This is a genomic window from Streptomyces sp. NPDC050610 (genome assembly GCF_040654875.1).
GTDB lineage: Bacteria > Actinomycetota > Actinomycetes > Streptomycetales > Streptomycetaceae > Streptomyces.
The window spans coordinates 82,099-103,054 of sequence record NZ_JBFAIV010000032.1 but is presented as its reverse complement, the minus strand read 5'-3'; the positions used below and the strand labels follow the sequence as shown (position 1 = coordinate 103,054).

The 20,956-nt window shown below is 72.8% G+C and carries 21 protein-coding genes; 15 read left to right on the top strand and 6 right to left on the bottom strand.

The features are described from left to right. Positions 1–34: 34 nt before the first annotated feature. Entirely contained in the window at positions 35–217 is a 183-nt protein-coding gene (locus AB0I22_RS31180) for a hypothetical protein (RefSeq protein WP_363134321.1), read from the bottom strand. 119 nt (positions 218–336) lie between these two features. Between AB0I22_RS31180 and AB0I22_RS31175 the strand changes: the two genes are divergently transcribed. Then, complete coding sequence (locus AB0I22_RS31175; protein WP_363134320.1) at positions 337–708, top strand: hypothetical protein; 372 nt, start codon at positions 337–339, stop codon at positions 706–708. A 49-nt stretch (positions 709–757) separates the two neighbouring features. Here AB0I22_RS31175 and AB0I22_RS31170 read toward each other — a convergent pair whose 3' ends face one another. Continuing rightward, entirely contained in the window at positions 758–1,861 is a 1,104-nt protein-coding gene (locus AB0I22_RS31170; protein WP_363134323.1) for an FAD-dependent oxidoreductase, read from the bottom strand. Positions 1,862–2,090: 229 nt separating this feature from the next. Here AB0I22_RS31170 and AB0I22_RS31165 point away from each other — a divergent pair, with 229 nt between their 5' ends. The 14 genes from AB0I22_RS31165 to AB0I22_RS31100 all read left to right on the top strand — a co-directional run bounded on the left by AB0I22_RS31165 (position 2,091) and on the right by AB0I22_RS31100 (position 16,995). After that, positions 2,091–2,621 (top strand): GrpB family protein, encoded by a 531-nt coding sequence (locus AB0I22_RS31165; protein ID WP_363134319.1) that lies wholly within the window; start codon positions 2,091–2,093, stop codon positions 2,619–2,621. A gap of 226 nt (positions 2,622–2,847) precedes the next feature. Further along, a complete protein-coding gene (locus tag AB0I22_RS31160) occupies positions 2,848–4,383 on the top strand; it encodes a carbamoyltransferase C-terminal domain-containing protein (RefSeq protein ID WP_363134318.1) in 1,536 nt (511 codons plus the stop codon). Between the two features lie 91 nt (positions 4,384–4,474). Then, positions 4,475–5,335, top strand: coding sequence for a DUF6071 family protein (locus tag AB0I22_RS31155; RefSeq protein WP_363134317.1), 861 nt, complete (start codon positions 4,475–4,477; stop codon positions 5,333–5,335). Between the two features lie 33 nt (positions 5,336–5,368). Continuing rightward, on the top strand, positions 5,369–6,586 hold the full coding sequence (locus tag AB0I22_RS31150; RefSeq protein ID WP_363134316.1) for a DegT/DnrJ/EryC1/StrS family aminotransferase: 1,218 nt from the start codon (positions 5,369–5,371) through the stop codon (positions 6,584–6,586). Continuing rightward, a complete protein-coding gene (locus AB0I22_RS31145) occupies positions 6,586–7,953 on the top strand; it encodes a radical SAM protein (RefSeq protein ID WP_363134315.1) in 1,368 nt (455 codons plus the stop codon). Before AB0I22_RS31150 ends, AB0I22_RS31145 begins: the two co-directional genes overlap by 1 nt. Continuing rightward, a complete protein-coding gene (locus AB0I22_RS31140; protein ID WP_363134314.1) occupies positions 7,950–9,068 on the top strand; it encodes an aminotransferase class I/II-fold pyridoxal phosphate-dependent enzyme in 1,119 nt (372 codons plus the stop codon). The genes AB0I22_RS31145 and AB0I22_RS31140 overlap by 4 nt, the downstream gene beginning before the upstream one ends. A 1-nt stretch (position 9,069) precedes the next feature. Next, positions 9,070–9,735 carry a 2OG-Fe(II) oxygenase gene (locus AB0I22_RS31135; protein WP_363134313.1) on the top strand — a complete coding sequence of 222 codons (666 nt, stop codon included), beginning with the start codon at positions 9,070–9,072 and terminating at the stop codon, positions 9,733–9,735. Position 9,736: 1 nt separating this feature from the next. Then, positions 9,737–10,297, top strand: coding sequence for an adenylate kinase (locus AB0I22_RS31130; protein WP_363134312.1), 561 nt, complete (start codon positions 9,737–9,739; stop codon positions 10,295–10,297). Further along, positions 10,284–11,873, top strand: a complete 1,590-nt coding sequence (locus AB0I22_RS31125) for a hypothetical protein (RefSeq protein ID WP_363134311.1) — start codon at positions 10,284–10,286, stop codon at positions 11,871–11,873. Before AB0I22_RS31130 ends, AB0I22_RS31125 begins: the two co-directional genes overlap by 14 nt. 247 nt (positions 11,874–12,120) lie before the next feature. Further along, positions 12,121–12,903 (top strand): tyrosine-protein phosphatase, encoded by a 783-nt coding sequence (locus AB0I22_RS31120; protein WP_363134309.1) that lies wholly within the window; start codon positions 12,121–12,123, stop codon positions 12,901–12,903. 1 nt (position 12,904) lies between these two features. After that, the gene (locus AB0I22_RS31115) at positions 12,905–13,795 is read left to right on the top strand and encodes a hypothetical protein (RefSeq protein ID WP_363134308.1); all 891 of its coding nucleotides are present in this window, start codon (positions 12,905–12,907) and stop codon (positions 13,793–13,795) included. 85 nt (positions 13,796–13,880) lie between these two features. Continuing rightward, positions 13,881–14,606 (top strand): methyltransferase domain-containing protein, encoded by a 726-nt coding sequence (locus AB0I22_RS31110; RefSeq protein ID WP_363134307.1) that lies wholly within the window; start codon positions 13,881–13,883, stop codon positions 14,604–14,606. Beyond that, positions 14,603–15,658 (top strand): tRNA pseudouridine(13) synthase TruD, encoded by a 1,056-nt coding sequence (gene truD / locus AB0I22_RS31105; protein ID WP_363134306.1) that lies wholly within the window; start codon positions 14,603–14,605, stop codon positions 15,656–15,658. The genes AB0I22_RS31110 and truD overlap by 4 nt, the downstream gene beginning before the upstream one ends. Continuing rightward, positions 15,655–16,995 carry a hypothetical protein gene (locus AB0I22_RS31100; RefSeq protein WP_363134305.1) on the top strand — a complete coding sequence of 447 codons (1,341 nt, stop codon included), beginning with the start codon at positions 15,655–15,657 and terminating at the stop codon, positions 16,993–16,995. Before truD ends, AB0I22_RS31100 begins: the two co-directional genes overlap by 4 nt. 95 nt (positions 16,996–17,090) lie before the next feature. Here AB0I22_RS31100 and AB0I22_RS31095 read toward each other — a convergent pair whose 3' ends face one another. The 4 genes from AB0I22_RS31095 to AB0I22_RS31080 form a co-directional block, all read right to left on the bottom strand. Continuing rightward, a complete protein-coding gene (locus tag AB0I22_RS31095; protein WP_363134304.1) occupies positions 17,091–18,344 on the bottom strand; it encodes a cytochrome P450 in 1,254 nt (417 codons plus the stop codon). 106 nt (positions 18,345–18,450) lie between these two features. Beyond that, on the bottom strand, positions 18,451–18,978 hold the full coding sequence (locus AB0I22_RS31090; RefSeq protein WP_363134303.1) for a DUF6125 family protein: 528 nt from the start codon (positions 18,976–18,978) through the stop codon (positions 18,451–18,453). 4 nt (positions 18,979–18,982) lie between these two features. Beyond that, complete coding sequence (locus AB0I22_RS31085; RefSeq protein ID WP_363134302.1) at positions 18,983–20,707, bottom strand: AMP-binding protein; 1,725 nt, start codon at positions 20,705–20,707, stop codon at positions 18,983–18,985. Then, the gene (locus AB0I22_RS31080; protein ID WP_363134301.1) at positions 20,704–20,952 is read right to left on the bottom strand and encodes an acyl carrier protein; all 249 of its coding nucleotides are present in this window, start codon (positions 20,950–20,952) and stop codon (positions 20,704–20,706) included. Before AB0I22_RS31080 ends, AB0I22_RS31085 begins: the two co-directional genes overlap by 4 nt. Positions 20,953–20,956 lie beyond the last annotated feature (4 nt).

Here is a 20,956-nt window from a genome sequence, read left to right as displayed (position 1 = left end):
GCTGCCAGCACAGCCCGCTGACTTTCCAACCCGCTCACGCCAGACCAACGAACCACCGAGCGGAAAGCCACGAGTTAAAGATCTGCACGCCCTTAGGGCAGGGAGCGGAAGTCAAAGCTTCACGCTCCAGATCGACTCGGCCGAACGGCGGGGCGACCGCTTCGCGCCGCGCTTCCTGCGGCGCCTGACCGGGCTGTTCGTGATCGGCGCCGTGCACGCCGTCGTCCTCTTCCCCGGCGACATCCTCACCCTGTACGCCGTACTCGGCCTGATCCTGCTCGCCCTGCGCCGCGTCCGGAAGCCAGCCAGACCGTTCCCCGGACCTCTGTCGGCGGGGTGTTCGCCGACGGCAAGCGGCTGGTGGTGCTCGGCAGGCGGGGCGAGGAGCTGGCCGTGGAGAGCAAGAACGAGGGCGCGGACCTGCCGACGATCGCGCAGCTCGCGGAGGGCTTCCAGGCCCACGGCTATCCGTGGATGCCTGGCGGAGACCCCTACCGCGACGAGTACAAGCGGTGGGTGGAGGACGTGCCGGACCTGCCGCCCGGCGCGAACGCGCTGTTCAAGGCGCGGGCCGCGGCCCTGGAGAAGGAGGACGAGAAGAACATCGCGGAACTGCGGAAGGAACTGGCCAAGCTCGGCCTGGTCGTACGCGACACGGAGAGCCGGCAGTGGTGGCGCGGCGTCCAGCAGCGGACGGGAGTCGAATAGCCCGCCGAGGTACGGAGGATGGGCGAACGGCCGCCCTCCGCCGCGCAGTTCACCGGACGCGGTCCAGCGGCTGCCGGCTCTCCTCCCGCAGCAGGCCGGCCGCCTGGCGGGCGGCGGCCACACACGTGGCGATCTTCCCGCCGAACAGTGCGACGGTCCGCTCGTCCAGCCGCCGCACCAGCGTCGGGCGGTCGTCGGTGGTCTCCACATGCGGCAGGACGGCCCGGACCGTGAAGTACGAGCCCAGGTGGGCCGCTTCGGCGAAGCCGGTCACGAACCGGCGGGCGAAGCGCTGGAAGTCGGGGAAGCGGGTCACCTGGGGGCGGCGCACCAGCCCGGCGTTCACGTACCGCATGAGCGGCCCGGGGATGAGCGGATACGGTCCGACCGTCGTCGCGTGGATGGCGTGATCGACATTGCCCAGCAGGAAGTTGCTCGTGCCGACGACCTGGTCCAGGCACATGAAGGGGCCGTCCATGACGACCAGACTGTGGCCGAGGTACATGGGGGGAAGCGCCACCAGCGGCTTCTCGCAGACCTCGAACTGGTACTCCGGCATGGCGGAGACGGGTCCGGGGTGCATGGCGTTGATGGAGGAGTACGTGGCCAGCACCACGTGGTCGAACCCCCGCAGCGCGCGCCGGTCCGCCCGGGTCCGCAGCCGCACCTCGACGCCCGCGGCGGCCAGCCGGGCCGCGCACAGGCGGCGCAGTTCGTCGATGTCGATGTGGGACTCGGCGATGCGCACGGACAGTTCGACCGAGGACCTCCGCAGGAACGGCGGGTACTCCTCGCGGTACGGCAGCCCGACGCTGTCGCAGAAGGCGAGGTACCGCTCCGCCGTCACCAGGCTGTTCCGCCTGGCGATGGCCACGTAGTGCGCGGAGCCGTTGTGGATGGCCGCGCCGTACTCGGCCTTGAAGGCGCCGAAGGCCCGCAGCACCGCGGCGACGGTGTCCATGCCCCGCGGGTAGTGGTAACCGCGGTGCAGCCGCCGCTGGTTGGCCCTGCTCGCCGACGACAGCAGCGTGGGGGACTGCTCGAAGAGCACCACGGAATATCCCGCCCGGGCCAGCTCGACCGCCGTGGTCGAACCGAATATCCCGCCGCCCACCACTGCGACGCGCTCTGCCTGCACCATGCTCCTCCGAATCCTTCGTGAAGCGGGCTGTGCGGCGGCGAGAGTATTTCTGCCCGGGGATTTCCCCCGGAAACGGACTCCGCCGTCTTTCCGGGGAATCGGCGCGGGCAGGCCGGTGGTAACACAACGGCGCTCCGCTGCGCAGGAGTAGACTACAAACAGCTAAGTGGCGCAAGGCTCCCGCACGGCTTCGGATTCATTTCCGGAGCGCGTCGGCGGGGCCGTCGAGGAAGGTGTCCGTATGTCCCAGCCGGTGCAGATCGTGGAGTACGACCCGCGCTGGCCGGTGATTTTCGGACGGCTGGCCGCCGTAATTCGCGACGGGCTGGGCCCGCTGCTGCTGCGTATCGAGCATGTGGGGAGCACGGCGGTTCCCGGCCTGCCGGCCAAACCCATTGTGGACATGGACGCGGTCATCCCCGCCGGAGCGGACCCGGCCGAAGCCATCGCGGCCCTGCGGCCCCTGGGATACACCCACGAGGGGGACTTGGGCATTCCCGGCCGGGAGGCATTCGCCGCCCCCGAAGGAGCGCCGGCGCACCATCTGTACGTGTGCGCGGCCGACAGCCCGGAGCTCGCCCGCCACGTGGCCTTCCGCGACTTCCTGCGCGCGCATCCGGACCGCGCGCGGCGCTATGGCGAGCTCAAGCGGGAGCTGGCGTCCCGGTATCGCGACGACCGTTCCGCGTACACCGAGGGCAAGTCCGTGTTCATCGGGAAAGCCCTGGCCCGCGCGGCCGAGGAGGGCGGCGGGCCGGCCTTCCGAGGCTGACGCCCCAGCCCTGACGCTCGCCTCGCCGCGCTTCCGTCGCGCCCTTCTCCATGCCCCGTGTGCGCCTTTTCCGCGCCCCTTCTGCGCCCCTGGTGAGCCCCCTTTGAGCCCCCGGTGCGCCCGGGCGGACCCGGCCCGTCCGATGGCCGAAAGTCGCTTGTGCTGATCCACTGGCGGTGCCTTAATTGAGTGAAGCAACGCCCATGTATGCCTCATTGGCTGCTACATGAGTTCGATTGAGGAACACCAGTACGGAACACCAGAGGCAAACCTCCACCGAGGGGAGTTGCAGGTGGCGCTGGTCGGCGTCAGTTGTCTCGCGCACGACGCGGGACTGGCTGTCCTCAGGGACGGCCGTATTGTCTTCGCCTCGCACAGCGAGCGGTACAGCAGAAAGAAGAACGACCCCCTTCTCAACGGCGCGCTGGTCGACGACGCCCTGCGGTACGCCGACGAGATCGAGGGAATTGTCTACTACGAACACCCTTTACTGAAACGGCTGCGCCAGGTATCCGCACGAAACTGGTCCGCGGCCCTGTCGGTGAGCCCCAAGCGGTATTTGGAACGCTTTCCGGCGCTCCGCGGAAAACCGGTGCACTTCGTCTCCCACCACAAGTCGCACGCCGCCGGCGCGTATTTCACCTCCCCGTTCACCGACGCCGCGGTGGTCGTGGTCGACGCCATCGGGGAATGGGACACGCTGACCGTCTGGCACGCCCGCGACCGCCGTCTGCGAAAAGTGCGTTCCGTCCGCTACCCGCACAGCCTCGGACTCTTCTACTCGGCCCTCACCCAGCGGGCCGGACTCAAGCCCAACGAGGAGGAGTACATCCTCATGGGCATGGCGGGCTACGGAACCCCCCGCCACCGCGAACTCCTCGAAACCGAGCTGCTGGACAGGCGAGAACCGCCGGACTTCGCGCTGAAGCGCGGCCTGCACCGGGGGCTCGGCCCGCGCTGGCACCCGGAACTCACCCACGCGCCCGACCTGGCGAGCAGCGCCCAGGCCGTCCTGGAATCCTTCCTCACCCGCCTCTTCCGCTGGGTCGCGCGGACCGTGCCGTCCCGCAACCTCGTCTACACCGGCGGCGTCGCCCTGAACTGCCTCTTCAACGGGCGGCTCGCGGGCATGGGGCTGTTCGACGACATCTGGATTCCGCCCAACCCCGGGGACGCCGGCTCCGCGGCGGGGGCGCTGGCCGCCCACACCCGCGAGTTCCTCCCGTGGGAGGGGCCCTACCTCGGGCACGACATCCGGCGGGACAGCGACCCGGCCCGGATCGTCGACGCCCTGCTCGGCGGAACGGTCGCCGGACTGGCCAACGGGCGCGCGGAGTACGGCCCGAGAGCCCTCGGCAACCGCAGCCTGCTCGCGGACCCGCGGGACCCGGCCGCCAAGGACCGGGTCAACGCGATCAAGAAGCGGCAGCGCTACCGGCCGTTCGCCCCCGTGGTCCTCGCCGAGTACGCCGACAAGCTCTTCGAGATGCCCGTGGCCGAGGCCCCGTACATGCAGTACGTGGTGGCGTGCCGGGAGCCCGGAACGTACCCGGCGGTGTGCCACGTGGACGGCACCAGCCGCGTCCAGACCCTGCGCCGCGACCAGAACCCCCTGCTCCACGAGGTGATTTCACGCTTCCACCAGCGCACCGGCTGCCCGATGCTGCTCAACACGAGCCTCAACATCCGAGGCCGGCCTCTGGTCAACACCTGGCAGGACGCCCAGGACTTCGCCAGGAAGTACCAGGTACCAGTTTTCTGATGTGCGCGGTCCGGCGGCGCGGTCTGATGTGCGCGGTCGAGGTGCGCGGGAGGGCGGTGAAAGAGTGTACGTCTACGCCAATGGCTGCTCCATGACCTACGGATCGGAACTCGCCGACCATCCGGCCACGCGGGTGTGCCAGGACCACGAGTACCGCTGGCGCTACAGCTGGCCGGGGCGGCTGCACGCCGCGCTCGACGCCGACGGCAGCTACAACGACGCGATGCCCAGCGGCTCCAACGACCGCGTCGTACGGACGTCCATCGACTTCGTCGCGCGCTGGCTGAAGGCGGGCCTGCCGCCGCGGGCGCTGCTCGTCGTCGTGGGCTGGACGCACCCCGCCCGGCGCGAGTTCCACGTCGCGGGCGACTACCGGCAGATCGTCCCCCACCACGCCTACGACATCAGGGCGCTGGACCGGCTCGTCACGGCGTACCGCAAGACGGCGGACTGCCCGGACGAGGCCGAGCAGCGCTACGCCACCCAGGTCGCCTCCCTGCACGCCTTCCTGGAACAGCACGGCATCGCGCACGTCTTCTTCAACGGCATCACGGCCCCCGCGCTGCCCCGGCACCTGCTCGGCACGTGCGTACAGGAAACCCTCACGGGCGCGCCCTTCATGCCCCACGACCCGGCCGAACCGACCATGGCCGACTTCCTGCGCGGGCGGCCGAACACCGTCAACGTCCAGCACCCCAACGAGACCGGCCACCGGCTCTGGGCCGCGGCGCTGGCCGACCACATCGGCTCCGCCGCGTTCGAGGACGCCGGCTTCGAAAGCGTCGGCCACGCGAGGCTCACCGTCGCCGGGCTGCCCGTACTGGGCGGCGCGCGGGCGCTGAGACGGCACGACAGGAAGGGCGCCGAGCGGATCGGGAGATTCGTCCGCTCCCAGCGCACCCGCTCGCGCACCCGGCGCTCCGACCGGACCGACCCCTACATCTACCCCTGATCCCCGGGCAGCCCCCGACCGGAGGAGCGACCTTTGACGACACCCGACACCGCCGCCGGCGGCCGGGTCCCCTTCAACGACCTGGGACGGACGGCCCTCGCGGACACCCTCCGCGCCGCCGTCGACGAGGTGGTCGCCGCGGGGGACTTCATCCACGGCCACGCCGTCGACGTCTTCGAGCGGCGGTTCGCCGCCCGCAACGGCGCCGCCCACTGCGTCGGCACGTCCTCGGGCACGAGCGCCCTCCAGTGCGCCCTGGAAGCCGTCGGCTGCGGCCCCGGCGACGAGGTCGTGACCGTCTCGGCCACCTTCGTCGCCACCGCGGCCGCGATCGCGCACACCGGCGCGGCACCGGTGTTCACGGACATCGACCCGGTCACCCGCACCGCCCGCCCGGACCAGGTGCGAGCGGCCGTCACGCCCCGCACCCGGGCCATCGTCCCCGTCCACCTCTACGGCCACCCGGCCGATCCGCGGGAGCTGGCCGCGATCGCCGCCGAGCACGGCATCCCGGTCGTCGCCGACGCCTCCCACGCGCACGGGGCCAGTTGGGAGGGCCGGCCGGCCGCCGCGTACGCGGACGTGAGCTGCTTCAGCTTCTACCCGTCCAAGAACCTCGGCGCGTTCGGCGACGCGGGAGCCCTCGTCACCGACGACCCGGACACCGCCCGGCGCGCCCGCGCGCTGCGCGACCACGGCCGCCAGGACGGCGAGGTCGTGGCGGTCGGCCACAACTGGCGGATGGACACCCTCCAGGCCGCCGTGCTCGATGCCAAACTGCCGCACCTCGACGAGTGGACCGCCGCACGGCGCCGGGCCGCGGACCGCTACCGGCGGCTCCTCGAAGGCACCGGACTCGGGCTTCCGGCCGTATCCCCGGAAGCCGGGCACGCGTACCATCTGTACGTCGTGCGACATCCCCAACGCGCCGCGATCCAGAGTGAGTTGACACGAGCCGGCATCGACGCGCGCGTCCACTACCCGCGGCCGGTGCACGAACTGCGGCCGTTCCGCGCCTTCCGCACCGCCGCGGAAGGGCTGCCGGAGACCGAGGCGCTGTCCCGGCAGTGCCTGTCCCTTCCCCTGTTCCCCGGCATCACCGACGAGGAAGTCGACACCGTGGCGCACGCCGTACGAGCGGCCCTGCGCACCGTGGGCGAACCCGCCGGCCCGGCGGACCCCGCGAGCGACGGCCCGGCGGACGGGACCGCGCCGGACCACCACCGACCGACCGAGACAGCAAGGAACTGATGGCCATGCCCGCTCTGCGCGTCCTCGTGATCTGGCCGCCCCAGGTCCTCAGCTATTTCAACGCCGGCCATCACAACCTGATCTACAGCGTGGCCGACTACCTGCGCCGGCAGCCCGAAGTCGACCAGGTGGACACCCTCGACGCCTCCGTGGAATCCCAGACGTGGAAAGAGGTCGGCGACCGCCTGCACCAGGGCGGCTACGACGTCGTGGCGGTCACCAACGACCTGGACGGGGTGGACGGGCTGACCCGCTTCCTCACCTACACCAGGCAACTGGCCCCGCGGGCACGGGTGGTGACGTTCGGCCGGCTCAGCGGCATGCTGCCGCGGATGTTCACCCGCTTCGACCTGGACGCGATCGTCGGGTCGGGCGACTACGAACCGGGGGTCGCGGCGTTCGTCCGCGCCGTCGGCGAAGGCCCGCCGACGGCCGGCGCCCTGCCCGGGGTCTGGCTGCGCACCGACGGCGAATGGAGCGAGCCCACCGCACCCGGCGGCGTACTCCTGGCCCAGGACTGGGTGATGCCCGACATCTCCGAGATCCCCTACCACGCCTACGACTGGCTGTACCGGGACGACCAGAACAAGTTCTGCGGCATCCCGGGCCGCCGGGAACTCGTGGTCCCGGCCGCCCGCGGCTGCCCCGTCGGCTGCGACTACTGCGAGGTCCCCGCCGTCTTCGGCAAACCGGACCGGCGCGCCTCGGTGGAGCAGGTGGTGCGCTACATCGAGGAGTCCTTCGCCGCGCTCCCGTTCGAGTATGTCGCCTTCTACGCGCCGACGTTCACCCTCAACCGGTCCTGGACGACCCGGCTGTGCGAGCAACTGATGGAGCGGGGCGCCCGCTACCCGTGGAAGTGCGCGACCACGGTCCACCACCTCGACGAGGAACTGGTCTCCCTGATGGGCCGCAGCGGCTGCGTACGCGTCAGCGTCGGCGTGGAGACCCTCGCGGAATCCGGACACGCCGCCCTGCCCCGGCTCAAGCGGAAGAGCGAGAGCGCCGTCGAGGCGCTCGCCGCCTGGTGCGAGCGCGCCGGCATCGAGCTGAACTGCTTCGTCATCGTCGGACTGCCGGGCACCTCCGTCGCCGACGCGGAAGCGGCCATCGCCGGGGTCCGGGCCGTCGGCGGGCGCGTACGGCCCACCATGTACAGCCCCCACGAACAGCTGCACCCGGGGATGTCCGTGGACGCCCTCGCCCTGCACAACCGGCAGATCCTGCCCGACGACGCGTTCCCCGAGCCGGTCGAGCGGCAACGGGCCTACGACATCGTCTTCGGCCGCGAACAGCGCCCGACCCGCGTCGGCGAACAGGTGGGGGAGCGGCGCGCAGCCGCCCCGGCGGCGGGCTCCCGGTCATGACGGCGCGGACACCCGGGCGCTCGCTGCGGGACTGGTTCCCGACCGCGGCCGCCGCATGGGACCTCGAACACCGCGGCCGGAACCACGTGGCCGGCCAGCTCAACCTCAAGAGCTGCGAGCTGCTGCACCCCGCGGTGGCGCGGTGGCACGCCGACCAGCTCGGCCGGCTCGCCCCCGCCACCGTCGTCGAATACCCCCTGACCGGCCCGGCCCGCGACGCCGTCGCCGCCCACTTCGGACAGGACCCGGCGCGCGTCCTGCTCAGCCCCGGCTCCGACCACGCCATCCGCCTGGTCTGCGAGGCGCTGGCCGCACCGGCCGGACGGCTGGTCGTCGCCCGGCCGCACTTCGACAGCTGGTCCCAGTGCGCCGTCCGCCTCGGCTTCCGCCTCGACGGCGTCGACATGCCGCACCGCTCCCCGGCGGCCGTGGCCCCGCTCACCGAACGCCTGCTGTCCGGGCCGCCGGCGGTCCTCGTGCTCACCCAGCCCGACAGCATCACCGGACAGCTCCTCGGCCGCGAACAGCTCGCCGAGGCCGCGGCGGCGGCCCGCCGGCACGGCAGCGTCGTGGTCGTCGACACCTGCTACCTGGCCTACGCCGACGACGGAGAAGCCACCCTCCAGGGCCTGGAGACGTGGGACAACGTCCTGCGGATCAACAGCTTCTCCAAGAGCCACGGCCTCGCCGGGGCCCGGATCGGCGCGGTGCTGGCGCAGGAGTCGGTCATCGACTACCTGGCCCGCTGGGCGCCCGACTCCATGCTCGCCCACGTGAGCCTGGCGCTGCTGGAACGCGCCCTGGCCGAGCCCGAGGTCTTCCGCACCGCCCGCGCCGAGGTGCGGACGGCGCGGGCGGAACTGGCCCACCGGACCGAACGCCTGTTGCCGGGCTGGTCGGCCCGCGCCACGCAGGCGAACTTCGTGGCCTTCGACGCGGAGCCCGACGACGCCGCGCGGGTGCACCAGGCGCTGCTCGCGGACGGCATCCGCACCAGACTCCTGAACGGCGAGCCCGGCTTCTCGGGCGGGCTGCGCGTCGCCACCCCCAGCCTCGACGCCGTCCGCCGGGTGACGGGCGTACTGGCCGGCCTGCCGACCCCGGCGAGGAGTTGAGATGACCCTGCTCGACCTCACGGCCATCGGCTCCGCGCCGCTGTCCACGGACCCCTACCCGTACGCCGTGCTGCCCGACAGCTTCACCGGCCACCAGGACGCCCTGGTACGGGAGTTCCCCACCGAGGGCTTCCGCTACGACGTCCGGGACACCGCCGAACCGGGCCGCAAGCGCTACCGCACGTACAACTACCAGCTCGTCACGTTCGGGACGCCGGACCGGGAGAACATCGCCCGGCTCTCCCCGCGCTGGAGGCTGCTCCTCGACGACCTGACGAGCACCGCCTACCGCACCGCCGTCAGCACCGCCACGGACACCGACCTCGCCGGGACCGTACTGGACATCCGGCTCGTCCGCTACGCGGACAGCTGCTGGATCGAACCCCACGTCGACCGCCCCGACAAGGTGGTGACCCACCTGTTCTACCTCAACGAGGAGTGGCGGCCGCAGTGGTCCGGCGCGCTGCGCGTGCTGCGCTCCGCCGACATCGACGACTGGAGCCAGGAGGTGTTCCCGCACGCCGGGACCTCCGTGCTGATGGTCCGTACAGAACGCGCCTGGCACGCCGTGCCGCCCGTCACCGGCGCCGGGACGCACGACCGGAAGACGCTGCTGGTGCACTTCGCCCGGCCCGCCGGCGCGGCCTCCGGCACCGGGCAGCGGTGAGATGCCCAACATCCTGATCGTGGGCATCTGCGGCGCGGGCAAGTCGACCCTGGCCCGAGTACTCGCCCACCGCCTCGGCCTGCGCCACATCGAGATCGACGCCCTGCGGCACGGCCCGCGGTGGAGCGTACGGGCGTCCTTCGCGCAGGACGTCGCGGCGCTCACCGCGACGGACGGCTGGGTCGCCGACTCGACCGCCTACCCGGAAGTGCTGCCGGGGCTGTGGGCCCGCGCGGACACCGCGGTCTGGCTGGAGCTCGGCCGGGGCGTGGTGCTGGGCCGGGTACTGCGCCGCACCGCGCGGCGGCTCCTGACGCGACAGCCGCTGTGGGCGGGCAACCGCGAGACCTGGCCGGGCGTGCTGAGCCGCCGCCACCCGGCGGCGAAGGTCCTGCTCGACTTCCGAACCCGCCGCGACCAGGAGCGGCGGATGCTCGCCGGATTCCACGGCGCCGTGGTGCGGCTGCGCACACCGGCCGAAGTCGCCGCGTACGCGGCCGGTGCGTACAAGAGCGGGGCGGCGGACGACAGCAGGGGGAGCGATGTTCTTGGTGGCCGCTGACGCGTCGGCAGCCGAGCGCGGCCTGCCCGGCCTGCGCGTGGTGACGGACGACCGGGTGACGGTGCTCGGCCGGACCGGACGCGATCTCCTCCTCTTCGACGGAGTCCTCTACCCGGACAGCGGCATGACCCCCGCCCGGCTCCTGCGGATGCTGCGCGCCGCCGCCGACGCGGGCACGGCCGCCGACTGGGCGCAGGTCAAGGGCAGGTACGCCGGGGCGTACCTGCGCGCGCGGCCGGGCGGCACCCGGCTGCTGGCCTTCAACGACCACCTGGGCGTCGCCGACCTGTACTCCTGGACCGACGGCCCGGACCGCCTGGTGCGCGGCTTCGCCGTCAGCAACGACTTCACCGAGCTGCTCACCCGCATCCCTGCCTGGGCCAGACGGCTGGACGAGCGGGCGGCGGACGCCTTCCGCGTCCTCGGCGCCACGGTCAACGGCCGGACCTTCGCCAGGGGAGTCCGCCGCCAGCCGCCCGGCACACTGCTGGCCCTCGACGGCGAGACGGTGCGCAGAGCGCGTAGCTGGCGGTACCGCTTCGAGCCGACGGCACGCGACCTGGACGAGGCCCTGGACAGCTGCTGGCACCTGATCGAACAGGCCGGCCGGCGGATCAGGGCGTGCGCGCCGAGAGGCGGACCCGCGCTGCTGGGGGTCAGCGGGGGGCACGACTCGCGGGTGACCGGCGCCGCCTGCGTCGCCGCCGGCATGGAGCTGACCGGCTACTTCTTCGGCGAGCGGCGCAGCACCGCGGGGCAGGCGGCCGACCACGTGGCCCGGGCCCTCGGCGTCCCGCTCGACTTCCCGGGCCGCAACCGCGAACTGCCCCGGTACTTCGCCGACTCGCTGCGCCACCGGCCGATGGCGGACCTGGAGTGGTGCAAGTACCTCCCCGGCCGGGACGCGCTCGTCTCGGAATCCCGCGCGCTGCTGTCCGGCAGACTCGGCGACCACCTCTTCAGCGACAAGGGGCACCAGCCCGAGGACGGCCCGCAGGACGACCGTGCCATCGCCGCCGACCTGTTCCGGGAACTCGCCAAGGAGGGGGCGGGCGAGGCCGCCGCCGAGCGGATCGTCGCGGACATCGCCCAGGAGCTGGCGGGCCTGGGCGGCTCGGGGGTCCAGCGCAGACGCGGCTTCAACTTCCAGAGCATGAGCATGTCCGTGAAACAGGGCGGGCTGTTCCACACCCTCGGGAAGATCCCGCACTACTCGGTGTTCGAGGACATCGACGTGTTCGCGGCCGCGCTGGACCTGCCCAACGCCTGGCGCGTCGGCAACCGCTTCTACGACACCCTCCTGGAGCGCAAGCAGCCGAGGCTCGCCCGCAACCGGATCGACGCCCCGACGACCAACGAGCACAAGCCGATCGAGCGCTGGCTGCGCGGCAACGCGGAATTCGCCGACCAGGCGGGGCGGCTCCTCGACCCCGCCGAGGACATGGCGCTGTACGGGCGCCGGCAGACCTTCGGCCAGGCGATCGACGCGATGCTCGCGGGCCGGGCGACGCGGAACGAGATCCACCAGTACTTCCGGCGGGCCACCGTCAAGGCGTATGAGCGCACGCACGGATAGGCCGCCCAGCGGGGCGCGCGCCCGCCCGCGCCGAGGCGGCCCGCCGCGTGAGCCGTGCAGTGAGCCGTGCGGTGAGCCGTGCGGTGAGCCGTCCACTGGGCCGTCCGCGCCGAGGCGGCTCGTCGCCTGCCCGCCCGCGCCGAGGCGGCCCGCCTTCTGCCCGTCCACGCGAACCGACCTGTCCCGGATGACCCGGCCCCTGCCGCCCCTCCTTCCGACCGCCGGCACGCACCACGGAGGTACCACCGTGCCCAGCCCACCGCCCCGTACCGCGCCGGGTTCCCGCGTCGTCCCCGGCGCGCCCAACGCCCGCGATCTCGCGGGCCTGCGGGCCGACGCCGGGCTGCGGGTCCGGCCCGGCCTGATGTACCGCGGGGCCGGGGCCGCCATGGGCCCGCTGACCGGCCACGCCCGTCTGCGCGTCGTCGTCGACCTGCGGGACGGCCGCGAGACCGCGGGCGGGGAGCCGCCCCCGGACGTGGCCGTGCTGTCCCGGCCGCTGGTCGCGGACCGGTCGGCGATCAAGGGCGGCGGCCCGCCCCAGCCCTCCCACTACCTCGCCTACTACCGCCAGTTGGCCCGCCCGGCCGCGCCCATCGCCGCCGAACTGGTCGGCCTGCTCGCCGAGCCGGACCGCCTGCCGCTGCTGGTCTGCTGCTCGGCCGGCAAGGACCGCACCTCCGTGGTCTGCGCGCTCGCCCTGCGCGCGATCGGCGTACGCACGGCCGACCTGGCCCGCGACCACGCCCTGACCGGCCGGCTGTTCCGCCGGGACCCGGCCGCGACGCGCACGCTGCCGTGGGCGCGCGGCCTCGCCCCGTCCGAACTGGCCGCGCGCACCGCCACCCCCGGCGGCGTCCTGCGGGCGCTGCTGTCCGGCCTGGAGCACGAACACGGCTCCGTCCGGCGGCTCCTCATGGACCACGGGCTGCGGCCGGACACCGTACGCCGGGCCCGCCACGTCCTCCTCGGCGATCCCCGCACCGCCGCCGACGGCGACCCACCCCGAACCGACAGCGACAGGAGCTGACGTGACCCCACCCCGCGCCGGGCGCGGCTACCTCACCCATGCCTTCAACCACGAGGGCGCCGACTACCTGCGCATGGCCTACTGCCTCGCGCTGTCGCTCCGCCTGACGCAGTCCGACGTCAACGGGCTGAGCGTCATCGTGCCGAGCTCCCAGCCCATGCCGGACCGCTACCGACGCGCCTTCGACCACGTCATCGCGATCCCGGACGTCCGGCCGGACTTCGTCGACAAGTCCTGGCGGGTGGACAACTACGTGCGGATGTACGAGCTGAACCCGTACGACGAGGCCGTCACCGTCGACGCCGACACCCTCTTCTTCGACGACGTGTCCCCCTGGTGGGAGGTGATGGCGACGGCCGACCTCGTCGGCGGGACCGCGGTCACCTACCGGGGGGAGCCGATCGCCCACAACCCGCTGCGCGAGGAGCTGTACCGGATCGGCCTGCCCGACCTGCACAACGGATTCTGCTACTTCCGCCGCGGCCCGGTCGCCGAGCGGCTGTTCGCCACCATGTCCGGCTACCTGGAGGACTGGGCCGGCACCTGCGACCGGCACTTCGGCAACCCCCGGGTGCCCTTCTCCTCCGACTCCGCCTTCCTGCTGGCCATCCGGGACAACGGCCTCGAAGACCTCGCCGCCGGACCCCGCCCCGGCACACCGCATTTCGTGCACATGAAGGCATGCGTCCAGGGCTGGCCCGGAGTGCCGGAATCGGCGCGCGAATGGCGGCCCTACGTCAGCCACGACTTCGACGACCGGCTGCGGCTGCGGATCGGCGGGGTCCGCATCGGCGCCCCCTTCCACTACCACGTACGCGACTTCATCACCGAAGAACTGCTGCTGGCGTACGAGAGCGCCGTGGAGGCCCGGCATGGCGCCGCCCAGGGCTGACGCGCTCGCGCCCGCGCGCACCGTATGCCGCTCCGCCGTCCCCCGGCGCACACGCCGACGAGCACACCACCAAGGAGGTCGGACCGTGAAGCCCCGGGCCAGGTCCTTCGACGAATTCGCCGGCGAATACGAGCGCCTGCACAACCTGACCGGGGACCCGGTCGGCGAATGGCTGGCCGAACGCCTCCCCGCGCGCGGGGGCAGCGCCCTCGACCTCGGGTGCGGGACGGGACGCCACGCGCTGCTCCTCGCGGAGCGCTTCGACACGGTCGACGCCGTGGACGCGTCCGCCGCCATGGTGCGGACAGCCGCCGCCACCCGGTCTCGCGAGAACATCCGCTACCGCGTCGGCGACCACACCGACCTGCCCGCCGGCTCCGGATACGACCTGGTCCTGAGCGTGTCGACGCTGCACCATCTCGACGGCCTCCCGGCCGCGCTCGCCCGCATACGCGGCCTCGTCGCCCCCGGCGGGCCGGCGGTGCTCCACGACGGCGTCTGCGAGGGCCGCCCGCCCTCGCGCCGCCGGCTGTACGCGCGCGAGGTGCGCCGCCCGTGCGCGGCGGCGGCCCGCGGTTTGCGCGACGCGGACCGGGCCTGGTCGGTCTTCCGGCTGCGGACCGGCGCGTGGCTGGAGCACCGCGCCGGAGACCGCTTCCTGTCGCGCGAGACGTTCGAGCACATCCATGGGGCGGTCTTCGACGCCGCCCGCTTCGAGGAGGCCCCCAATGGTTACGCGATGCTCTGGCGCCGTCCCCCCGCCGCGGCCGGACCGGCGGACTCCGCCGCGCGGACGGCGGTGAACCGATGACGCTGCTGAAGAAGTTCCCCGCCGACTTCCTGGTCTCGGAGAGCCTGGTGCTGCCCACCACCGCCCCCGACACCGAAGCCACCCCTTACCACTACGTACGGCTGCGCAAGCGCGGATACACCACCTTCGAGGCGATCGACGCGCTCTCCGCCTTCTGCGGCCGGGACGCCCGCGAGATCGGCTACGCGGGGCTCAAGGACGAGGACGCGATCACCGACCAACTGGTCTCCCTGTCCGGACCGTTGACGCATGAACGCATCGAGCAGTTCAACACGGCGCACGGCGCGGGCGAGCACGAGCAGGGCCACCCGCCCTTCCTGATGCTGCGTCACCACGGCTACGGGCCGCTGGCGCTCGGCGTGGGGGAGCTGGACGGCAACAGCTTCCACATCGTGGTGCGCCATCTGGACCGGGCGCAGGCCGAACGGCTCGAAGCCGTCCGCGGCCGGCGCAGCCTGTACTTCGTCAACTACTACGACACCCAGCGCTTCGGCGTGCCCACGGGCCCCAAGCGCACCCACCTGATCGGCCAGGCGCTCCTCGACGGGGACCACGGCCGGGCCCTGGAGCTGGTCCGCGAGTCCGGCTCGGCCGAAGCCGCCGCCGCCCAGCGGTTCACCGGCCCCGCCGACAGGTTCTTCGCCGAACTGGACCAGCGCCGGGTCGCCTTCTTCCTCTCCTCCCACGCCTCCTTCGCCTGGAACCGGCAGGTGGGCGACCTGGTGCGGGACCGCTGCGGCGACGCCGCGGTCCAGGAGAAACGCGACGGCATCCCGTACCTGTTCCCCACCACGCCCGACGGGGTCCTGGCGGTGCTGCGGGACGGCCTCGGCCTGCGCTACGACAGCTGGCGCTGGCGGGACGGGCGGATGACGTCGTCCGCCTCGGCCCGGCCGGCCGCCGTGCAGACGCAGATCCGCGTCGGGGAGGTCGCCGAGGACGAGAGCGCCGAGGGGGCGTGGCGGTGCACGCTCAAGTTCTTCCTCGGCTCCGGCTGCTACGGCACCACGGCGGTCAGCCAGTTCTTCCACCAGCTCCAGGCGGCCGAGTGAGCGCCGGCCCCCCGTCCGCCCTGCGGGTGCGGGGCGGACGCGAACTGAAGGGCGACGTGCGGGTACCGGGGTTCAAGCACGCCTTCGTCACCGTCCTGGCCGGGGCGCTCACCGGGCGCTCCGTGGTGACGATCGACAACTGCCCCGCCATCGAGGAGACGCGGGTGCTGACCGCCCTGGCACGCGCCCTCGGAGCCGAGGTGCACAGCGACGGGAGCACCGTGCGGGTCGACCCCTCGGGGCTGACCGGCCAGACACTGGACCCGCAACTCGTCGACCGCATCCACGGCGCCGTCTACCTGCTGCCCGCCCTCCTGGCCCGCTCCGGCCGGGTGCACCTGCCGGCCGCCGGAGGCTGCCGGATCGGCGACGAGGGCTCCGGCGCCCGCCCGGTGCGCCAGTACGCCGAAGTGCTCCAGCGGTTCGGCGCCGAGGTCACCGTCGGCGCCGACGGCTCCCTGACCGTCCGCGCCGACCGGCTCACCGCCTGCGAACTGGACCTCCGCGACTGGACGAGCGACCGGGAACTGCGCAGCGGCCCGCTGTACTCCGGAGCCACCAAGATGGCGATCCTCACCGCGGCCTCGGCGCAAGGCACCACCCGGCTGCGGCACCCCTATCCGAAACCCGACGTCACCGAACTGGTCCGGCTGCTCGACGCCACCGGCCGCCCCGCGCGCTACACGCCCGAGGGCGACCTGCTGATCGAGGGCCGGCCGGACGGCGGACACGGCCGCCCGCTGCGGCACGTACTGGTCAGCGACCTCATCACGGTGGTCACCTGGGCCACGGCCGCGGCCCTGACCAACAGCGCCATCCGGCTGACCGGCCTGACCCCGGCCCGGCTCGCGGCGGGCCTGGCGCCGGAGATCGCCCTCGCCCGCGACATGGGCCTGGACTGGCGGCCCACCGCCGGCACCCTGGAGCTGACCGGCGAACCGCCGAGCGCCCCCATCGACGTCACGGTCGCCTCGCACGGCATCTACAGCGACAGCCAGCCCTTCTTCATGCTCCTGGCGACCCGGGCGCCGGGCGTCTCGCACCTGAGGGAGACCGTGTGGCGCCGCCGCTTCACCCACGTGCCGGAACTCCGGCGGCTCGGCGCGGACATCGAGGTGACCGGCGCCCGGGCCCGGGTGGGCGGCGGGCGCCCGCCCAGCCGCCCGGACCAGTCCGTGGCCGGCGGCGACCTCCGCGCCGCAGCCGCCCTGCTCCTCGCCGCCCTCATGGTGCCCGGCACGGTCCGGGTCGGCGGGGCCGATCATCTCGTCCGCGGCTATGAGGACTTGGTCGCCGACCTCGTACGACTGGGGGCGGACGTGCGGCCCGAGGACTGAGGAGCGAAGGGCCCGAGACCTGTCCATCTGAACGGTCGGCGCGCGTCCCGGCGGACGCGCGCCGACCGTTCATCCGGTGCTGCTGACGTCTCCGGTCAGCCGCGAGTGAGCAGCACCGGCAGGGAGCGCGGGCTGTTGCTGACGATGGAGGGGAGCGGGACCAGTTCCTCGGCCGGCACGGCGAGCGCGAGGTCGGGGAAGCGGTCGAAGAGGGCGGGCAGGGCGACCTCGGCCTCCATGCGGCCCAGCGGGGCGCCGAGGCAGAAGTGCGGGCCGTGGCCGAAGGCCAGGTGCCGGGAGGAGTCGCGGGCGATGTCGAAGCGCTCGGCGTCCGGGCCGTGCAGCAGCTCGTCACGCCCGGTCGCCCCGTAGGCGGCGAGGATGGCGTCGCCCTTGCGGATCACCACCCCGCCGACGTCGATGTCCTCCACCGCGAACCGCAGCGGGAACCGGCCCACGGGCGCGTCCCAGCGCAGGGTCTCCTCGGTCACCGCGGTCCACGGCCGCGCGCCGCCGCGGGCCAGGGCCAGCTGGCCGGGGTGCGTCAGCAGCGCGCGTACGGCGTTGGTGATCAGGTTGAGGGTGGTGTTGTGGCCCGCCACGAACATCAGCAGCAGGGTGCCGATCAGCTCCTCCTCGGTCAGCCGGTCGCCCGCCTCCCGGGCGGCGATCAGGTCGCTCGTCAGGTCGTCGCCCGGCTGCTCGCGCTTCGCGGCGATCAGGGAACCGAGCCCCGCGTACATCGAGCGCTGGATGGCGAGGACCTTCGCGCGGTCCATGGTGGTGTCGGTCATGACGGAGGACAGCGCGTGGAGTTCCTCGCGGCGCTCCTCGGGTATGCCGAGCAGTTCGCAGATCACGCCGATCGGCAGGGGATAGGCGAAGCGTTCCCGCAGATCGACCGGTCCGGGCGCGTCCGCGGCGAGCCCGTCGAGCAGCTCCTCGACGATGCCGACGACGCGCGGCCGCAGCGACTCGATGCGGCGGGCCGTGAAGCCCTGGGCCACGAGCCCGCGCAGCCGTCGGTGGGCCGCGCCGTCGGTGGCGGTCATGGCCCGGACCGACACGAAGCTCAGCATCGGCCAGCTCTCGGGCACCTCGCCCCGCTCCCACGCGGCCCAGTGGCCGAGGTCCTTGACGACGCGCGGATCGCCCAGGAGGCGCTGGAGCTCCTCGTGGCGGGTGATCGCCCACGCCGTGACGCCGTCCGGCAGCTCCACTTCGACCGCTGCCCCGAGCGCCCTCAGCCGCGCGTTCTCCCCGTGCTGGTCGACGCCCTCCGGAGAGAGGCGGACGGGATCGTGGTGGACGGGATCGTGGTGGACGACTGCGTGCCGGTCATTACCCATGAGTTCTCCCCCAGTCGGAGCGATGCTCGCGCGAGTGCGCCGCCCGGGGCCCGTACGATCCGCTCGCACCGGCCCCGGGAAGCCGCGGCGCGCCCGCGGGCGGGCGTCAGCCCCCGGACTTCGGCATCACTTTGAGGCGGTACGAGCAACTGCCGGTGTGGGCCATCTGGCACAGGCCCACGGCCGGTTCGAGCGCGGTCGGCATCTCCATGGCCTGCAGCCAGCCGGTGAGGCGCTCGCCGGGACCGCAGTGGTAGAGCTTCTCGATGCCGACCTTCTTCACGCCCTTGTAGGCGAAGCACACCGTGACGTTCATGGTGTGGACGTCCCCCTCGACGGACTCCTCCGCCTCGAACAGCGAGCCGAGGTAGAGGTCCACGGCGGTGCTGAAGAGCGTCCGGTACTGCTCGACGCTCTCGACCCGCTCGATGCCGAGGCTGCGCATCAGCCGCCGCATCTCCTGGCGGCCGAACTCGCGCACGACCTGGATATTGGCCTCGTTGGCGCCGTCGATGCCGCCGGCCTGCGCGGTCTGGTAGTACCAGAGGCCGTCGGTGGCCATCCACGACCGCCGCAGAAGCTCCTCTCGCTCCGTGGCGGTCAGGGGGGCCGGGTCCTGGGGGGCTGCGGTCATCGTCCTACTCCAAGCTGACTTGGTCCGGATCGGTGGTGACGGTCGGCTGCGCGTCCGGAGGGGCCGGAGCCCACTGCTGGTAGACGGCCTGAGCTCCGTGCCGCAGCAGTTTCCCGCTCGACGTACGCGGCAGCCGGCCCTTCTGCACGAGGACGACTTCCCGGGGCGTGACCCCCAGTTCGCTGGAGACCGCGTACCGTACGCGCGCGACGAGTTCGGACCGAGCGTAAGCCTCCGATTCCTTGGTTTCCACCATGACGACCAGACCGTCGCCGTCCTCGAAGGGGACGCCCGCCGCCAGGACGGCGTGGTGCGTCACCCCCGGCAGCCGGCCGACGACCGACTCGATGTCGTGGGCGTAGTAGTTCTGCCCGAAGACAATGATCATCTCCTTCTTCCGGCCGGCGACGTACAGTTCGCCGTCCTTGCGGAAGGCGAGGTCGCCCGTGGACACCCAGCCGCCGTCGTGCACGGTGGCCCGGGTGGCCGCCTCGTTGGCCTCGTAGCCGCGCATCACCGAGGCGCCGCGGATATGGATCTCGCCCACCGCGGCCTCCGAGTGCAGCACGCCGCCGCCCTCGCCCACGAGCCGCACCTCCGTGCCCGCCACCGGCGCCCCCACCGAGGCGATCTCCCGGCACAGCCCGCTGTCGCGGCCGCCGAACTCCACGACCCCCTCGCCGAGCATGTCGCGCCGCACCCAGAGGGTCCGCACCTCCCGAGCGGTGGGCGGGAAGGTGACCGCGAGCGAGCCCTCCGCGAGTCCGTAGACCGGCAGGAACGCCGTCGGCCGGAAGCCGGCCGGTTCGAAGTGCTCGGCGAACCGCCGCATCAGCCCGGCGTCCACCGGCTCGGCGCCGTTGAGCGCCAGCCGCCAGGAGGACAGGTCGAGTTCGCGCACGTCCTCGGCGGGCACCTTGCGCAGGGCGTGCAGATAACCGGAGTTGGGCGCGGCGCTGATGGTCGCCCGGTGGCGGCTGATGACGCGCAGCCACCGGCCGGGGTCGCGCAGGAAGTCCTCCGGCGGCATCAGCAGCGCGTCGGCGCCGGCCAGCACCGCCGACAGCAGCGTCCCGATCAGCCCCATGTCGTGGAACAGCGGCAGCCAACTGCACCCCACGTCCGCGTCGGTGAGGTCGATCCCCTTGGTGATCGCCTCCACGTTCGCCAGCAGGTTGGCGTGGCTGAGCACCACGCCCTTGGGGTCCTCGCTGGTGCCCGAGGTGTACTGGACCAGCGCCGGGGCGTCCGCCGCGACATCGGCGTAGACCGCGGACGGGGCCGGTACGGTCGCGATGTCGAGAATGCCGAACTCCCGGGTCTCCGAGGAGCCCCCGCCGTCGCCGCCCAGCACCGGCCCCAGCAGGCTCCCCAGCGCCTCGTCGGTGAGCACGAACCGGACCTTCGACTGGCGCATCGCGAGGACGATGCGCCGCATGTGGATCTCCAGTGACGCGAACCTGGCCGGGGGCGGCACCGGGACCGGCACCGCTCCCGCCGCGAGCACGCCGAACAGCGCGCGGGCGAAGTCGATCGAGGTGGGCAGCGCGATGGCCACCCGCTCACCCGGCCGGACCCCGCGTTCCAGCAGACCGCACGCGACCCGGCCGGCCTGCGCGTACAGCTCGTCGTAACCGGTGCGCTCGCGCTCCTGGTCCCCGCGGAACAGCCGTATGCCGTGCCCGGTGCCGCGCTCCGCCACGTCCTTCAGCGCCGCCGTGATGCTCACGTGGCGGCGCCTTGCCGACAGAGCCGCTCGACCAGGTCCTGGAATTCGCCGACAGTCTGGAGCCGGAAGGTGGCGTCGTCGTCGACCTCGATGTCGAACTCCTTCTCCGTCTCCAGAATGATCTGCAGGATGCGCATCGAGTCGACGTTCGGCAGGGCGCGGAAGTGCCGGTCCGGAGTGAGGTCCCCTTCCGGCACGGACAGCTGCCCGCTGATGATGGCGCAGACACGCGTACGGACGTCCATGATG

Excerpts from the sequence above, each read along its gene's own strand:
- AB0I22_RS31155 (WP_363134317.1), top strand. The coding sequence starts at position 4,475 with ATGACCTACGGATCGGAACTCGCCGACCATCCGGCCACGCGGGTGTGC.
- AB0I22_RS31130 (WP_363134312.1), top strand. The coding sequence starts at position 9,737 with ATGCCCAACATCCTGATCGTGGGCATCTGCGGCGCGGGCAAGTCGACC.
- AB0I22_RS31090 (WP_363134303.1), bottom strand. The coding sequence starts at position 18,978 with ATGACCGCAGCCCCCCAGGACCCGGCCCCCCTGACCGCCACGGAGCGA.
- AB0I22_RS31095 (WP_363134304.1), bottom strand. The coding sequence starts at position 18,344 with ATGGGTAATGACCGGCACGCAGTCGTCCACCACGATCCCGTCCACCAC.
- AB0I22_RS31165 (WP_363134319.1), top strand. The coding sequence starts at position 2,091 with ATGTCCCAGCCGGTGCAGATCGTGGAGTACGACCCGCGCTGGCCGGTG.
- AB0I22_RS31160 (WP_363134318.1), top strand. The coding sequence starts at position 2,848 with ATGAGTTCGATTGAGGAACACCAGTACGGAACACCAGAGGCAAACCTC.
- AB0I22_RS31145 (WP_363134315.1), top strand. The coding sequence starts at position 6,586 with ATGGCCATGCCCGCTCTGCGCGTCCTCGTGATCTGGCCGCCCCAGGTC.
- AB0I22_RS31080 (WP_363134301.1), bottom strand. The coding sequence starts at position 20,952 with ATGGACGTCCGTACGCGTGTCTGCGCCATCATCAGCGGGCAGCTGTCC.
- AB0I22_RS31135 (WP_363134313.1), top strand. The coding sequence starts at position 9,070 with ATGACCCTGCTCGACCTCACGGCCATCGGCTCCGCGCCGCTGTCCACG.
- AB0I22_RS31140 (WP_363134314.1), top strand. The coding sequence starts at position 7,950 with ATGACGGCGCGGACACCCGGGCGCTCGCTGCGGGACTGGTTCCCGACC.
- truD (WP_363134306.1), top strand. The coding sequence starts at position 14,603 with ATGACGCTGCTGAAGAAGTTCCCCGCCGACTTCCTGGTCTCGGAGAGC.